Source organism: Sphingomonas aliaeris (assembly GCF_016743815.1).
Taxonomy (GTDB): Bacteria; Pseudomonadota; Alphaproteobacteria; order Sphingomonadales; family Sphingomonadaceae; genus Sphingomonas; species Sphingomonas aliaeris.
On record NZ_CP061035.1, the window covers coordinates 2,141,465 to 2,157,305 of the forward strand.

Consider the following 15,841-nt stretch of genomic DNA (forward strand, 5'->3'; position numbering starts at 1 on the left):
AGGGCAAGATGCCGGGACCGATCAATCGACGGCAGGCGATCGGGCTGGGCGCGGTGGTTCTTGGCGGCTGGGCAGTCGGCCAGGTGTTGCGCCGGACTGCACCGATAGGGCGAGATATCGGCGACGCCGCGACCCCTATCGTGGCCGGCGGCGGCTCGCCCGAAGACGGTCCGGACGACGCCTCGTTGCGGCTCGCCGTGTTTACCGACTATCGGTGCCCCGCCTGCCGGCACGCCTTTCCGGCGATGGAGGAGGCGGTGCGTACCGATGGCAAGGTGCGGGTGATCTACAAGGACTGGCCGATATTCGGTCCGGCATCCGAACGCGCCGCAATGGTCGCGCTGGGCTGCGCCGAACAGGGGATTTATCCTGCCGTCCATCGCCTCTTGATGACCGACAGTCGAAAGATCGACGATGACATGCTGCGTGATCTCGTGGCTTCGGCGGGCGGGGACTGGCCCCGCGTCACCGGCTGGCTGCGTCGGAACTTGCACGCGGTCGAAGCACGGCTACGTGTGAATGGCCGTGAGGCCTATTCGATCGGGCTTACCGGCACGCCGGGCTTTCTTGCCGAACGGTTGCTCGTGATGGGCGCGATAGACGCAGGCGACTTCCGTCGACTGTTCGCCAAAGCGCGCGCATCCCGGTGAGGACCTCCAGGTTGCGATGAGCCCGTCGGATGACGGGTCATCGCAACCTTAGGGATCGGATCTTCAGAACTTCGCGCGCGCACCGATGGTGAAGTAGGTGCCCACCGCGTCGTAATAGATCGGCCCGGTCGGGCTGAGCGGTGGCTTCTTGTCGAACACGTTGTTGACGTTGAACGACAGCGTGAAGGCCTCGGTTGCCTTGAATTGCGCGCCGAGGTCCAGATACGTGAACGCCTTCACCCGATTGTTCACCAGCCCTTCGGTCGTCGCGGTGGCGGGGTTGTCGACCAGAAGGTGGTTGAACAAGCCCTTCCCGATGTACCGCACGCGTGCGTCGAGGCCTAGCCGCGGGCTCTGATACGTCAGCCCCAGCGTTCCGCGCCAGCTGGGAATGGCGTTACCGGTGCTGCTGCCGACGTCGCCGGCCGTATCGACGCGTGAAACGCCGGTGTCGAACACGAACTTCTTCACATGCGTCGCCAACGCCCGAATGCGCAACGTGCCCGGCATCGACGCGCTGAGCGATGACATCTGCAACAGATAGGATGCCTCGATATCGAAGCCCTGGGTCTGGAACGTCGCGATGTTCTGCGAATTCGAACTGACCTGCGTCACCGTCCCGGTTGCGTCGCGAGTGATCTGCGCGCACGCGGCGGCGCTGCCGTTCCGGCACGCGAGCGTCAGGTTCGATGCCGACAACGTGGTGATCGCACCGTCGATATCGATGTCATAGTAATCGACGGACACGTTGAACCCACGGAAAAACTTCGGCGAGAAAGTCGCGCCCAAGGTCGTCGTATGGCCGATTTCCGGCGAGAGATCGGCGTTTCCGCCGCTGAAAGTCGTGACCAGCTGTGGCGCCGGATTATAACCCGAGTTCGCCGCAAGGCGTCCGGCGCTGTCCTGATCGACCAGCGGCCCGATGTTGATCGAGCGGACGGCGAACAGCTCGGCGATAGTGGGTGCCCGTATGTCACGCGACCGCGTCCCACGAAGTAACAGCGAGTCGAAGAGGTTGACCGTCGCGCCGCCCTTCCACGACCAGATGCCGCCACTGCGACTGTAATCGGAATACCGCGCCGCGCCGTTCAGATCGATCTTGAACTTGCCCTCCGCCTCGAAGAGCGGAACGGCGATTTCGCCGAAGCCTTCCTTCACGTTGAAGCCGCCGCTGATCGGGGATCCAAACAGATTGAGCGGCCCGAAAGCGCCCGCCAGATCGGGTGCGCCACTGACCGACTTCTGTTCTTCCCACCGCGCTTCCGCACCGATGGCGATGCTGATGGGAGACCGACCCCAGAGCGGAAAGAGATCGCCCTGGATTTCAGCGGCCGCCGCATCGAGCTTGTTCGTGGTGTCGTTCTGCTGCGTGCCACGGATATAGGCGAGCGACTCTGCCGATGGAGCGTTCAGACCGAACAGGTTCAGGGGACGGCACGCGGGATCGTCATTGGCCGTGCTCGCATCGACGTTGATCGCGCAGGCCGGCTGGCCGTTGGCCGACGGCACCGCCGCGACGGCGTTGTTGAACCGGGCGACGTTCCGCGCATTGAGGACACGTTGCCGGAAGTCGATCTCGCCGTGGCTGTAATGTGCCTGCGCCTTCCAGTTGCCGCCGAGATCGATATCGACGCCGATCGCGCCTTCCTTCTGTTCGCGCTTACCGTCGAACACCAGGCGGAACTGATTGTCGAAGAAGCGACCCAAGGTGAAGCTAGTCTGCCCGGCAGCCGCCAGACCGCTTCGAATGGTCTGCGACAGGAAGGGATTGTTCGCCTGTATCGTCAGGCTGCCAAGGCCGATGTCCGGGAGGAAAGGATAGACCGTACGGGACCGGCCATAGGTCGCATCCGCCCACAGCTTCACGTCGCCGAAATCATAGCTCGCTCGCGCGAACGTGCTGATCCGTTCCAGCGGCGTCGTGACATAGACCGCGTCATAGGTGCCGACTGCATCCACCCCGCCGAGTACCTGCCCCGGAAACGGCGTTGTCGCCGGGTTGGCTGCCAGCGACGTTCCGCCCTGATATGGTCGCAACGTGCCGTCGTCGTTGAAAATCTGTCCGGCGAAGACACCGCTGGTGATCAGGCCCGCAGACGCCTGGTTACCGAAATTGACATCGGGTACCAGCACCTGTCGCAGATCGGTGGTGCTGGTCGGCGAAAGGCGGACGATTCCCGCGCTGCCAAGGTTCCGGCGGCTGTTGCGATCAGAAATCGCCTTGTCCTTCACGTATTCGCCGCTGAACATGATCTGTCCGCGCCCGTCGGCAAATGACGTGCCCATCGTGATGTCACCGCCGTAGCGCGCGCCGTCGCCGCGCGACGAGATACCCGATACGCCGCCGACCGTGATGCCTTTCACACTGTCGGAAAGGATGATGTTGACCACGCCGGCAACCGCATCCGAGCCATAGGCCGCCGAAGCGCCGCCGGTGACGACTTCGACCCTGCTGACCAATCCCAGCGGTACGTAATTGAGGTTGTTCTGACCGACGAAGCGCCGCCCGTTGACGAGCGTCAGCGTGCGGTTTGCACCGAGACCTCTCAGATCGACCGGCGCACTGCCGCTGGAAGTGTTGCCGACGGACACCTGTGGCGTGACGCTTGGGCGAAAGGCCGGTTGATCGTTCAGGACCTGCTGAAGGTTCGGCCGTTGCCCCTGGCGCAGTTCGACGACGCCGATCACGGTGGTCGGCGTGGGTTGATCGAATCCAGCGCGATCGATTCGCGAACCGGTGACGGTGATTTCGCCCTCGTCGGCACCCGCTTCCTCGGCCGGACTATCGCTCGTCGGCGATGGCGGAGCGGTCTGTGCCGCTGCCGGTGCGATGGCCAGTGCAGCTGAAAGCGCGAAAATGCTGCAGGTGAGCGTGCTGGTCGCCTTGGCGCGAATTAATGTCCGGCGCATGAAAATCCCCCTTTGTGTTGCTCATTAGCGATCACGATTACAAGAGGATGTCACGATGTCTCGATCAGGACAATAGGCGTCTTGAAGAGAAAACAAGTTTCTAGACATTGGATCGCGATCGGCCGATGATCGTGGCAGATAGCGTCGGGAGAGAGAACGTGATGCGCAGGGCCGGTATCGTGATGCGTTTGCTGCCGCTGGTGGCGTTGTGCGCCAATGCTGTATTCCCGATGGCGCCACCGCCGCAGGATCTGGCGAAGTACACGCCCGAAGCGCTGGATCGCGAAGTCGCGACACTGGGAACCGCACGAAAAGCCTTGATGGTGCCGATGCGCGACGGCGTCCGCCTTTCGACGAACATCTATACCCCGCGCGACGCGCGCGGCCCCTTGCCGACCATCCTTTGGAAGACTCCGTATAACGAGCACAACCTGCGCGGGTCAACGCAGCGCTACGTCATCGAGGCGCTTCGGCGTGGCTATGTCTTCATCGTGCAGAACGAACGCGGTCGGTATTTCTCGGAAGGCACGTTCGAAATTCTTGGGCGTCCCCAGACCGATGGCTATGACACGCTTAGCTGGATCGCGAAGCAACCCTGGTCCAACGGCAAGGTCGGCACGCTCGGATGCTCCTCCTCCGCCGAATGGCAGTTGGCGCTGGCCGCGCAGAATCATCCGGCACACGCGGCAATGGTTCCGATGGCGTCGGGCGCGGGCATCGGCAAGGTGGGACGTTTTCAGGAACAGGGCAATTGGTATACCGGCGGAGTTCCGCGGTCGCTTTTCTGGGTTTGGCTGTACGGCGTCGATACGCCGATACGCCCGCAACTGCCCGCCGGCCTGGACGAGGCCACCCGCGCCAGGGTGTCGCAATATAACGATCTTTCCGCCACCAAGCCGAAAGTCGATTGGCCGACGCAGATCCAGCATCTTCCACTCGAGACGATGCTGTCGGACCTCGGCGAGCCGCCTGCGACGTTCGAGCAGTTCATCGTCCGCGAGCCGGGCGATCCGGCGTGGCGGACGGGCGGCCTGTATCACGACGACATGGGTTGGGGCGTGCCCGCCTTGTGGTTCAACTCCTGGTACGACGTGTCGATCGGCCCCAATCTGGAACTGTTCAATCACGCCCGCGCGTCGCGCGACGATCGCGAGGCCAGTGCGAACCAATATGCCGTCGTCGCACCGGTAACGCATTGCGGCTACGCCAATCTTGGCCCCGACACCGTCGTCGGCAAACGACAAATGGGTGATACCAGCTTCGACGTAAACGGCGCGGTGTTCGCCTGGTTCGCCCGATGGCTGAAGGGTGAGCGCGGCGCATTCCCGGACTCGACACCGCATGTCCGCTATTTCGCGATGGGCGAAAATAGATGGAAATCGGCGACCCAATGGCCACCGCTCGCCGCCAAACCGATGCGACTCTATCTGCGCAGCGGCGGTCGCGCGAACACCCTATGGGGTGACGGTCGCCTAGATATCGCCGCGCCAGGGCGCGAACCGGCCGATCGTTTCCGCTACGACCCGCTCAATCCTGCGCCGACGGTGGGCGGCGGGGACTGCTGCAACGGCGGGCTCGTCATTCCGGGCGCATTCGACCAGCGCGGCGTCGAATCCCGGCAGGACGTGCTGGTCTACACCAGCGACCCGCTCGATAAACCCATCGAGGTCAGCGGCTTCGTGGATGCGGTGCTGAAGGTATCGTCGAGCGCCAAGGACACTGATTTTGCGGTGAAGCTGGTCGATGTCGCGCTGGACGGGACCGCGTGGATCATCGGCGACACGATCCTGCGCGCGCGTTATCGCGACGGTTTCAACGCACCGAAACTGATGGCGCCCGGCGTGGCATACACGCTGAAACCGTCACCGATCGCCACCGCCATCACGTTCGGCAAGGGCCACCGGATCCGCGTCGAGGTGACATCGTCCAACTTCCCGAAATTCGCGCGCAACCTGAACACGGGCGGCGTGATCGCAAAGGAAACGACCCCGATCGTTGCGGACAACGGCGTTCATCATGACGCGGAACAGGCATCGTACATCGAACTTCCGGTGATTCGATAAACAGCGAGAGTCGTGTTGACGTTCTCTATTGCGATAGATACGATCCTAATCAGAAACACACAGGGGGTGGCATGGCGGGTCTTACACGCAGGGGTGTAATAGGCATCGGGTGCGCAGCGGCCGTTCCGATGATCAATCGCAACGCCTACGCGCTCGCCGCTTCGGAACCGCGGCGCTATTCGAAGCGGGCGATCGATCTGGTGCGCGAAAGCCTCGTCATCGACATGCTGGCTCCGATCAAGATCGACTTCGAACCGGCTTTCTATTCGAAACCGATGAGTGCGCAGGACAAAGCCGATTTTCGCGCCAGCGGCATAACCGGTTTCCATCATGCGGTCGGCCTTGGGGGCGCGAACGCGAAGGAAAGTGCCCTCGCCTTCTTCGCGATCTGGGGCAATTACGTCGCCCGCCATGCGCATCTGTTCTGCGCAGTCGGCAAGGCCGCAGACCTCACGCGCGCCAAGCGCGATGGGAAATGCGCGGTCATCATGGGCCTGCAGAATTCGGACCACTTCCTGCGGCCATCGGACGTGCAGTTCTTCTACGAAATCGGTCAGCGCGTCTCGCAGCTTACTTACAACTCGCAGAACCGTATCGGATCGGGCTCGACCGACCGGGTGGACGGTGGCCTCAGCGATTTCGGCGTGGCGATCGTTCAGGAGATGAACAAGGTCGGGATGCTGGTCGACGTTTCGCACAGCGGCGATCGTACGACGTTGGACGCGATCGCATTGTCGCCCAAACCGATCGCGATCACCCACAGCAACTGCCGGGCGATCATCGACCATCCACGCGTCAAGACCGACGAGGCTATCCGCGCGCTCGGCAAGAAAGGCGGCGTGATGGGGATTACCGGCGTTCGGAACTTCGTCAGCAAGACCGATCCGACGACGATCGCCAACATCGCGGACCACATCGACCATGTCGTCAAGGTCGCCGGCATCGACCATGTCGGTATCGGCACCGATTCCGACCTGAACGGCTATGACGACATGCCGGCCGAAGCGAACAAGCAGCTTCGTGCGGGATACAAGGACAGTTACGCCTTTCGCGAGAAGATCGACGTCGACGGCTTCGACCATCCTCGCAAAATGTACGACCTGACCGAGGAACTGATCCGGCGTCGCTATTCCGACACCAACATCAAGGCAGTGCTGGGCGGCAATTTCCAGCGCCTGCTCAGTGCAACCTGGGGCGGCTGAACCATGACTGCGCACGCACATCCCATCGCATCGACCGCATCCACGACGATGCTGCCGCAACCCTATCTCCTGTTCCTGGGGGACGTGACCGAAGCCGGGTTCGCGAAAACCGCATTCGGGCTGCGCGACTGGGCCGCGGATAGCTGCGTCGGCGAATATGCGCTGCCGGGGGCGACCGTATCGACCGGGCTGGTGCAGTTGACGCCGGCACAGGCGGCCGAACGCGGTGCCCGTTCGATGCTGATCGGCGTCGCCAATCAGGGCGGCATCATTCCGCAGGGCTGGCGCGCCTCTCTGATCGAAGCGCTGAACGCCGGGCTGGACCTGGTCAGCGGGATGCATGCCCGCCTTGGCGAAATCCCCGGTCTCGCGGACGAGGCGGCGCGGCTGGGACGACAGTTGATCGACGTTCGCGTGCCGCCCGCCACCCTGCCCATCGCGACCGGACGCAAGCGCGTCGGCAAGAGATTGCTCACGGTCGGCACCGATTGCGCATTGGGCAAGAAATACACCGCGCTGGCTATTGCAGGCGCCTTGTCCGAACGGGGCCTCGCCAACAATTTCCGCGCGACCGGGCAGACCGGGATCATGATCGCGGGCGGCGGCATTCCGATGGACGCCGTGGTCGCCGATTTCGAGGCTGGTGCTGCCGAGATGTTGTCGCCCGATGCCGATCCGGATCACTGGGATATCATCGAAGGGCAAGGCTCGCTGTTCCACCCCGCCTATGCCGGCGTATCGCTGGGATTGCTGCACGGCAGCCAGCCGGACGTCTTCATCGTCTGTCACGAGCCCGGACGGACGACCGTCCTGGGCGCGCCGGGGTATGACTTGCCAAGCATCGAAGAGGTCATCGCCGCGACCGTCATGCTGGGCCGGCGGACCAACCCGGACATCCGGTGCGGCGGAATATCGTACAACACGTCGGGCCTGGACGCCGACGAAGCCGATCGATTGATGGCGGAGGACGGTGAGCGGCTCGGCCTGCCCGTGGCCGACCCGATCCGCGGTGGCCCGGCCTTCGACAAACTCGTCGCGAATTGCCTCGCGTGACAGGCGCAGATCAGCCCGCCGGTACGACGTCGAGCTGGTTCCAGCGTTTCCTGCTGCCCGGATTTGCCTTCAAGGCGGTCGTGATCGGCGGCGGCTATGCGACGGGGCGCGAACTTGCCGAATTCTTCCTGCCGAGCGGGCCGTGGGGCGGGCTTGCCGGGATGATATTGGCGACGATCATCTGGAGCGTGATCTGCGCGTTGACCTTCGCTTTCGCACGAGCGGTGCAGGCGTATGATTACCGCAGTTTCTTCAAGGCTTTGCTCGGCCCGTTCTGGATCCTGTTCGAGATCGCCTATGTCGCGTTCGTCATCCTGATCCTGTCGGTGTTCGGCGCCGCCGCCGGCGCGATCGCCGCAGCCACGATGGGCGCGCCGCCGATCGTCGGAACGCTGGCGCTGACGGTCGCGATCGCGGGGTTCGCGACGTTCGGCAACAGCTCGGTCGAGCGCCTGTTCAAATGGGTCTCGTTCCTTCTGTACGGCGTCTACGCCTTGTTCATCATGCTCGCTTTGTCGGGGTTCGGCGACCGGATTGCCGCCAACTTTTCGATCGCGGCACCCGCGGACGGCTGGGCGTTGGGCGGGCTGACCTATGCGAGCTACAATATCGTCGGCGCGGTGGTGATCCTGCCTGTCGTTCGCCACATGACGAGCCAGCGTGACGCGGTGACCGCGGGCCTCGTCGCAGGACCATTGGCAATGCTGCCGGCGATCCTGTTCTTCGTCGCGATGATCGCTTTCTATCCCGGCATCGCGTCCGAGACGCTGCCATCGGACTTCCTGCTGCGTCAGTTGAACCTGCCGGCATTCCATTATCTGTTCCAGCTGATGATCTTCGCGGCTCTGCTCGAAAGCGGCTGCGGCGCCGTCCACGCAATCAACGAGCGGGTCGACACCGTGATGCGCATCAAGCGCGGGTCCGGCCTGACGCCCGCCGGTCGTGCGACGCTTGCCGCGACCCTGCTCGTCGGGTGCATCTTCGTCGCCGACCGGTTCGGCCTCGTTGCCCTGATCGGCAGCGGATACCGCTTCCTCGCCTATGTCATCCTGGCCGTTTACGTCGTCCCGCTCATCGCGCTCGGCCTGCCGCGCCTGATCCGCCACGTCGAACGGCCGATCGAGACCGTTTCTGTATTGGAGAGCAACACATGATCCTGCGTGGTTCCGCACGCCTCGGTGCAGCGCTGACCCTGGCCCTGCTTGCATCGGCCAGCCTGCCCGGCGCGGCATCGGCACAGTCCCGCCCACGCGCGACGGCAACATCCGTTGCCGCGATCGCCAGCCTCCCCGCTTTTATCGACGGCGTCGTCGCGCAGCAGATCGCGACGCGCGAAGTCGCCGGTGCGGTCGTCACCGTGGTTCAGGACGGCCGCATCGTCATGTCGCGCGGATACGGTTTCGCCGATGTCGATCGCGGCATCACCGTCGATCCGGCGACGACATTGTTCAGGCCGGGATCGGTTTCGAAGCTGTTCACCTGGACCGCGCTGATGCAACAGATCGAACAGGGTCGCGTCCGAATGGACGACGATGTGAATACCTATCTCGACTTCAAGATTCCGGCGTTCGAGGGCAAGCCCGTCACCGTCCGCGACCTGTTCCAGCACACCCCGGGCATGAGCGATTCCAGCGGCATTTCGACCGGCGATCCAGCAAAGGTGGAGTATTTCACCGCATGGATGAAGACGCATATTCCGCGCCGTATCTGGGCACCGGGAACCGAGACGTCCTACTCCAATTACGGCGCCGCACTCGCGGGATACATCGTGGAAAAAGTATCGGGCGTGCCGTTTGCCGATTATGCCGAGCGCAACATCTTCCGGCCGCTGGGGATGAAGACGACGACGTTCCGGGAGGATCTGGCGCCGTCCCTGCGACAGCGCGCGGCGCTGGGCTACAAGGTCGAGGGTGGACGCTTCGTCGCGCAGCCGGTCGAATATTATGGCGTCATCCTGCCCGCCGGATCCGCCTCCGCGCCGGGTGACGAGATGGCCCGCTTCATGCTGGCGATGCTCGGTGGTGGACAGTTGAACGGCGTGCGCATCCTCAAGCCGCAGTCGGTGAAATTGCTGATGTCGGACAGCTTCGCCAACGTCGCGGGGCTTCCTGGGATGGCGCACGGCTTCATGGTACGCGGATGGGGATCCACCCGGTTGGTGGGACATGGCGGCAACACGCGCGATTTCCACTCCGATCTCGTGCTCGCGCCGGATCGGGGCTTCGGCATCTTCATATCGATGACCGGTGGCGAAGGCAGCTATGGCGCGCGTACCGAACTTGCCGATGCTGTTCTTGGACGGATGTTCCCGCAATCCGCCTCGGTTCGCCAGGCCGGTCCGGCGCCGCGATATGTGGGCAGCTACCGGACCAACCGGCGCGACTATGCCCTTGCCGTCAATCCGGACCGTGACCTGAAGGTCTCGGTTGCCGGGCCGTCGCTGCTCAAGCTCGACCAAAACGGCCGCACGTCATCGTGGCAGCGGATCGGGGCCGACACGTACGAGCAGGTCACCGGGGCGCGACAGGGCGGCCCATATGACCGGCTGCGCTTCTATGGCGACGGACGCGATCCACGCCTGTCCTTCGCATCGCAGCCGCACGTCACCTATCACTTCGTCAAATCCTGAAGGAAGACGCGATGCCGATCAGCCTTCACCGACGCATTGGCGGCACCGGCCTCGCGATCTCGCTGGCGTTGGCGCCCGGACTGGCATTGGCCGATCCGCCGGCCGGCTTCGATGCGCGGGTAGAGGCGCTGCGCAAGGCGATCGGCGTCCCCGGAATGGCGATCGCCATCGTCGAGAATGGCCGTACCACGCTGGCCAAGGGCTATGGCGTGAGACGGATCGACCGCAACGATCCCGTCACGCCGGACACGATTTTTCCCAACGGATCGACGGGCAAGGCTTTTACGACTGCGGCGCTCGCGGTGCTTGTCGACCAGGGCAAGATCGGCTGGGATGACAAGGTGATCGATCGCCTGCCCGGCTTTCAGATGTACGATCCCTATGTCACGCGCGAGATGACGATCCGCGACCTGCTCGTGCATCGCAGCGGTCTCGGGCTCGGCGCGGGCGACCTGCTGTTCGTGCCGAGCAGCAACCTGACGCGGCGCGAGGCCGTGCGACGCCTGCGCTTCATCAAACCGGCGACCAGCTTCCGCAGCGGATATGCCTATGACAACATCCTCTACATGGTGGCGGGCCAGTTGATCGAGGAGGTCAGCGGGCAAAGCTGGGAAACGTTCGTCGAACAGAACGTCTTGCGCGCGGGCGGGATGAAGACCGCGACATCCGACGAAAAACGCTTCTCCACGCGCGACCGGGCGTTTCCGCACGCGCGGATCAACGGAGCATTCCGCGGCCTCGGGGATCAGGAACTGCTGGACGAACGCAAGGAACTGGGGCGGATCGCTGCGCCGGCCGGCGGCCTGGCCGTCAGTGCGCGCGACATGGCGCGCTGGATCACGATCCAGCTTGCGCACGGCAAACTGCCGGGCGGCGGCCAACTGTTCAGTGAGCGTCAGTCCGCCGAGATGTGGAAGCCCGCAGTACTGACGCCGGGCGGGCAGTTGCCACCGCCACTCGACGCCGCATCGCCGATGTTCAGCGCCTATGCGCTCGGCTGGTCGGTAAGCGACTATAAAGGCGCGAAAATCGTCTCCCACGATGGGGCGGTGTTCGGTTTCCAGGCCACCGTGGTGATGATCCCGGAAAAGAATATCGGCTTTTCAATGCTGATCAATTCCGAGGATGGCGAGCTGGTCCGCGGTTTGATGTACCAGTTGCTCGATCATTATCTCGACAAGCCGACGCAGGATTGGGCAACGGACTGGCGCGCCTACAAGCGTGCGCGGCAGCAGCGGGCGGCGGCGACGCTGTCCGCTGCGGCGGCACAGCCGGTCGCGGTCGGTCCATCGCTGCCCTTGGCCAAATATGCCGGGGAGTATGCCGATCCGTGGTACGGGCCGATCGCTATCCGCGCGGAGGGCAATGCGCTTCGGATCGATTTCAAGCAATCGCCCGGTCTCACCGGCACGCTCGATCACTGGCAGTATGACAGTTTCCGCACGCGCTGGGACGATAAGAGCTTCGAACCTGCCTACGTCACCTTCGCGCTGGATCCGATGGGCAAGATCGACCGGATCACGATGCGCCCGGTCTCTCCGGTCGCCGACTTCAGCTGGGACTTCCAGGACCTGCTGTTCACGCCAGTGAGCGCGGGCAAGTGAACCTTGCCCCCGCCCCTTGCGCCGCGATCCACGCCTTCTGCCCTCGTCCGGAGATGCTATCATGAAACTCGCATTCGCTCTGGCATTGCTCGCCCTGCCCCTGCCCGCACTCCCCCTGCCCGCAATGGCGCAAGTCGCCGCCACCGCCGACACGCCGGGCAATACGGCTAGCGGCATCGCCTTCATCCAGCCGCGCGACTGGACGCGCACGACCGCCGGCAACGCGACGATCTTCGCCGCGCCGGAAGGAACGCTGAAGATCGCGGTGGTCGAGGTCGGTGCCGCTACCGATGCCAGCGCCGCGGCTAAAGCCGGATGGAGCGCCTTTTCCCCGCAATCCAATCGCAGGCCCCGGCTCGTCACTCCGGCCGCGCCCGGCGACGGCTGGGACGAGCGGGTCAGCCTCGCCTATGAGACTGCACCCAGCGAACGCGCCGCGGTCTCGGCGCTCGCGTTGCGAAAAGGTACGGCATGGACCGTCGTCATCACCGAGGGATCGGAAGCGGTCGCCAACAAGCGATCCGCGGCGACGGGGACGATCGTCGGCAGCTTGCGCCCGGCTGGTTACCAGCGCGAAACCTTTGCCGGGAAGACCGCACATCGCCTTACGCCGGAGCGTATCACGCTGCTTCGGGATTTTGTGGCGGATGCGGCGAAGACGCTCGAAGTGCCCGGCGTGGGGCTCGCGCTGATCGATAACGGAAAGGTCGTCTGGCAGGGCGGTATCGGAGTCCGCGCGCTCGGCTCGACCCAACCCGTCACGGCGCATACGAAATTCATGATCGCGTCGAATACCAAGGGCATGGCGACGCTGTTGCTGTCCGTGCTGGCGGATGAAGGCAAGCTGCGCTGGGACCAGAAGGTCACCGAACTGTATCCGCAATTTCGTCTGGGCAGCGACGAGGTGACCCGGTCCGTCGAGGTCCGCCATCTGGTATGCGCCTGCACCGGCCTGCCGCGTAAGGACTATGCCTTCATCCTTGCCGATGGCGGCGCCCCGGCGTCCGACACCTTCACCCAGCTTGCCGTGACGCAGCCGACCAGCAAGTTCGGCGAGCTGTTCCAGTACAACAACCTTATGGCATCGGCGGCGGGATATCTCGGGGGGCATCTTGCCTATCCGGACATGGAGATCGGCGCGGCGTTCGACCGTGCGATGCAGACGCGGATATTCACGCCGCTTGGCATGCGCGACACGACGTTCGATTTGAAGATCGGCGAAAGCGGCGATTGGGCGCAACCCCACAGCTACGATATCGACGGCCGGATGACGTTGATGACGAACGGGTTCAACCATCTGATCGTGCCGCATCGCCCGGCCGGCGGTGCGTGGTCAAGCGCGGCCGATATGACGCGCTACGTCCAGCTGGAACTCAGCAAGGGGATCGGCCCGAACGGCAAGCGGATCGTCAGCGAGGCGAATATCCTGGAGCGCCGGAAGCACAATGTCTCGCTGGGTGAAGACGCCTGGTACGGTATGGGGCTGATGGACCGGACCGAGTCCGGGGTCAACGTCGTCACGCATGGCGGGACTTTGCAGGGGTATCACAGCAATTTTTACGCCCTGCCGGAATCCGGCATCGGCGCCGTCATCCTGACCAACTCGGACACCGGCCCGGCGATGTTCGCGCCGTTCCTGCGCCGCATCCTGGAAGTGGTTTATGACGGGAAGCCGGAAGCGGTGCAGGCGATCGCGCCGGCAGCAGCGCGACAGAAGGCGAGTGTCGCCGCGCGACGTGCGCGCCTGACGGTTCCGGGCGACGCTGCGGTGCTCAACGGACTAGCCTCGGCGTATCGCTCCCCGGAAGGGCTGAACCTTACGGTCCGCGATCGCGACGGGGCGAAATGGGTAACCGCCGGGTTCATCGAAGGCCCTGCCGCCACGCGGAAAAATACCGATGGATCGGTATCTCTGGTGACGGTCGCGCCCGGGTCTATTGGGGTCGACGCGCTGATCGGCACGGCGGGCGGCAAGCGCACGCTGTCGATCCGCGATAGCCAGCATGAATATCTCTATACCGAGGTTGCGCAGTAAGGGCTGGTCGACGCGTTGCATCTGGCCGTCCGGTCATCCGGACGGCCTTTTCTGTTCAGATTTCGCAGCGATGGCGCAGCACCATTCCGCTCCGCGATCCGGTCGGCTGCCCTCCGCGAATTGCTAAGACACCGTTGACGATCACCTCGCCAATCCCCTCGGCGGGGGCGGTCGACGCATCGTAGGTCGCGCGGTCGCGGATCTTCGCGGCATCGAACACGACGATATCTGCGCGCATGGTCTCACGGAGCATGCCGCGGTCGGACAAGCCCAGGCGGCTTGCCGGCAGCGAGGTCATCTTGCGGACGGCATCCTCCAGTGTCAGCACGCCGCGCGCGTTGACATATTCGGCGATGATACGCGGGAAGGTGCCGTGCGCGCGCGGGTGCCCGTTGCCCAGCGTTTCGGGGGGCACTGTCTTGTCTGTGACCGATGCGTCGGTGCCGACGCTGACCCACGGCTTCTTCATCGCCAGCGCGACGTCGCGCTCATCCATCATGAAGTACAGCGCCCCTGCCCGTTTGGGCAGCGCGGCGAGCCAGATATCCCAAGCCGCATCCGCCGGATCGCGGCCCAGCGCGGCGCCGATGTCCGCGAAACTCTTCCCTTCGAACTTCTTGTATTCGGTGCTTTGCGCGCTCGAGAGAACGACATTCTTCCAACCGCCCGATGCATTGACCAGGTTCGACCAGTCTGGCTGCGGCCCGGCCTTCAGTTCCTTCTTCAGCTGCGCCCGGACCGCGGGGTCGCGTAGCGCCGCATGTGCGGCCTCGCGGCCCTTGGCGAAGACGTGCGTCGGGATGGTCACGTCCAGTCCGGTGCCGCCGGCGACATAGGGATAGATGTCGGCGGCGATATCGACGCCCCGCGCCCGGGCCGCCTCGATCCGAGCATCCGCCTGGGGCATCAACTTGCCCCACATCGGCGCATAAGCCGCCTTGATGTGGAAGATTTCTACCCGCGCGCCGCTCTTTTCGCCGATAGCGACGGCCTCGTCGATCGCGGTCAGCAGCTTGTCGCTTTCGTCGCGCATATGGGTCGCGTACAGCCCGCCGCAACGCCCCGCGACCGTCGCCATCCGCGTAAGATCGGTGGCCGACTGGAACGTCGCAGGGGAATAGATCAATGCGCTGGATACACCGAACGCACCCGCCTTCATCGCGGTGCGGACTTCGGCCTCCATTGCCCGCAATTGCGCTTCGGTCGGCGAGCCGGCGGCATCACCCATGACTTTCACCCGCGCCTGAACCGCGCCATAGGTCGTGCCGAAATTCAGTCCGATGCCGGTCTTTTCCAGCGTGGTGAAATACCCCGCGAGTTCTGCCGCCGGCACGGCAGTGCCCCCTCCCCGGCCATCAGGGTCGTGACGCCCATCCGCAGCTTGCTGACCGCGGAACCGTCATTCAACAGCGCGCGCTGCGAATGATCGAGCATGTCGATGAAGCCCGGTGCTACATATCGCCCCGTCGCGTCGATCTCTTCCCGGCCGCGCCCATCGATCCTGCCGATCTTGACGATGCGTCCGTCGCGGATGGCGACATCCGCCCGCACCCAGGGATTGCCGGCGCCGTCGAGCACACGACCGCCACGAATGACGACATCCCAGTCCGGCCGGTCCGGGACGGGCGCCGCGCCGATCAGCAAGAGTGATATCGCGCTCCGGATCCAGGGGGTCATGCCAACATCTCCAGATAG

General features: G+C 64.1%; 11 protein-coding genes. 8 read left to right on the plus strand and 3 right to left on the minus strand.

Features of this window, described 5'->3' with window-relative positions; translation table 11 throughout:
- Positions 1-8 precede the first annotated feature (8 nt).
- Positions 9-650: a DsbA family protein gene (locus tag H5J25_RS10165; protein ID WP_202090632.1), complete on the plus strand. Its 642-nt coding sequence runs from the start codon at positions 9-11 to the stop codon at positions 648-650.
- A gap of 63 nt (positions 651-713) precedes the next feature.
- On the opposite strand, the gene H5J25_RS10170 is transcribed toward H5J25_RS10165, so the two are convergent.
- A complete protein-coding gene (locus tag H5J25_RS10170) occupies positions 714-3,560 on the minus strand; it encodes a TonB-dependent receptor plug domain-containing protein (RefSeq protein WP_202090640.1) in 2,847 nt (948 codons plus the stop codon).
- 161 nt (positions 3,561-3,721) lie between these two features.
- On the opposite strand from H5J25_RS10170, the gene H5J25_RS10175 reads away from it, so the two are divergent.
- The 7 genes from H5J25_RS10175 (at position 3,722) to H5J25_RS10205 (ending at position 14,146) form a co-directional block, all read left to right on the plus strand.
- Positions 3,722-5,623, plus strand: a complete 1,902-nt coding sequence (locus H5J25_RS10175) for a CocE/NonD family hydrolase (RefSeq protein WP_225883510.1) — start codon at positions 3,722-3,724, stop codon at positions 5,621-5,623.
- A 128-nt stretch (positions 5,624-5,751) separates the two neighbouring features.
- Positions 5,752-6,825 carry a dipeptidase gene (locus H5J25_RS10180; protein WP_225883040.1) on the plus strand — a complete coding sequence of 358 codons (1,074 nt, stop codon included), beginning with the start codon at positions 5,752-5,754 and terminating at the stop codon, positions 6,823-6,825.
- 3 nt (positions 6,826-6,828) lie between these two features.
- A complete protein-coding gene (locus H5J25_RS10185; RefSeq protein ID WP_202090659.1) occupies positions 6,829-7,878 on the plus strand; it encodes a DUF1611 domain-containing protein in 1,050 nt (349 codons plus the stop codon).
- The gene (locus H5J25_RS10190; RefSeq protein WP_202090661.1) at positions 7,875-9,032 is read left to right on the plus strand and encodes a YkvI family membrane protein; all 1,158 of its coding nucleotides are present in this window, start codon (positions 7,875-7,877) and stop codon (positions 9,030-9,032) included. The genes H5J25_RS10185 and H5J25_RS10190 overlap by 4 nt, the downstream gene beginning before the upstream one ends.
- Positions 9,029-10,507, plus strand: a complete 1,479-nt coding sequence (locus H5J25_RS10195; protein ID WP_202090663.1) for a serine hydrolase domain-containing protein — start codon at positions 9,029-9,031, stop codon at positions 10,505-10,507. The genes H5J25_RS10190 and H5J25_RS10195 overlap by 4 nt, the downstream gene beginning before the upstream one ends.
- A gap of 11 nt (positions 10,508-10,518) precedes the next feature.
- Positions 10,519-12,111 carry a serine hydrolase gene (locus tag H5J25_RS10200; RefSeq protein WP_202090665.1) on the plus strand — a complete coding sequence of 531 codons (1,593 nt, stop codon included), beginning with the start codon at positions 10,519-10,521 and terminating at the stop codon, positions 12,109-12,111.
- Between the two features lie 61 nt (positions 12,112-12,172).
- Positions 12,173-14,146 (plus strand): serine hydrolase domain-containing protein, encoded by a 1,974-nt coding sequence (locus H5J25_RS10205; RefSeq protein WP_202090666.1) that lies wholly within the window; start codon positions 12,173-12,175, stop codon positions 14,144-14,146.
- 55 nt (positions 14,147-14,201) lie between these two features.
- Here the strand turns inward: H5J25_RS10205 and H5J25_RS10210 are convergent, their stop codons facing one another.
- Together H5J25_RS10210 and H5J25_RS10215 are read right to left on the minus strand one after the other, a co-directional pair.
- Positions 14,202-15,479, minus strand: a complete 1,278-nt coding sequence (locus H5J25_RS10210) for an N-acyl-D-amino-acid deacylase family protein (protein WP_202090668.1) — start codon at positions 15,477-15,479, stop codon at positions 14,202-14,204.
- The gene (locus tag H5J25_RS10215) at positions 15,419-15,823 is read right to left on the minus strand and encodes a hypothetical protein (RefSeq protein WP_202090670.1); all 405 of its coding nucleotides are present in this window, start codon (positions 15,821-15,823) and stop codon (positions 15,419-15,421) included. Before H5J25_RS10215 ends, H5J25_RS10210 begins: the two co-directional genes overlap by 61 nt.
- Positions 15,824-15,841: the final 18 nt, after the last annotated feature.

Coding starts and splice junctions, on each gene's coding strand:
- H5J25_RS10175 (WP_225883510.1), top strand. CDS start 3,722: ATGCGCAGGGCCGGTATCGTGATGCGTTTGCTGCCGCTGGTGGCGTTG.
- H5J25_RS10180 (WP_225883040.1), top strand. CDS start 5,752: ATGATCAATCGCAACGCCTACGCGCTCGCCGCTTCGGAACCGCGGCGC.
- H5J25_RS10165 (WP_202090632.1), top strand. CDS start 9: ATGCCGGGACCGATCAATCGACGGCAGGCGATCGGGCTGGGCGCGGTG.
- H5J25_RS10185 (WP_202090659.1), top strand. CDS start 6,829: ATGACTGCGCACGCACATCCCATCGCATCGACCGCATCCACGACGATG.
- H5J25_RS10205 (WP_202090666.1), top strand. CDS start 12,173: ATGAAACTCGCATTCGCTCTGGCATTGCTCGCCCTGCCCCTGCCCGCA.
- H5J25_RS10200 (WP_202090665.1), top strand. CDS start 10,519: ATGCCGATCAGCCTTCACCGACGCATTGGCGGCACCGGCCTCGCGATC.
- H5J25_RS10195 (WP_202090663.1), top strand. CDS start 9,029: ATGATCCTGCGTGGTTCCGCACGCCTCGGTGCAGCGCTGACCCTGGCC.
- H5J25_RS10215 (WP_202090670.1), bottom strand. CDS start 15,823: ATGACCCCCTGGATCCGGAGCGCGATATCACTCTTGCTGATCGGCGCG.
- H5J25_RS10170 (WP_202090640.1), bottom strand. CDS start 3,560: ATGCGCCGGACATTAATTCGCGCCAAGGCGACCAGCACGCTCACCTGC.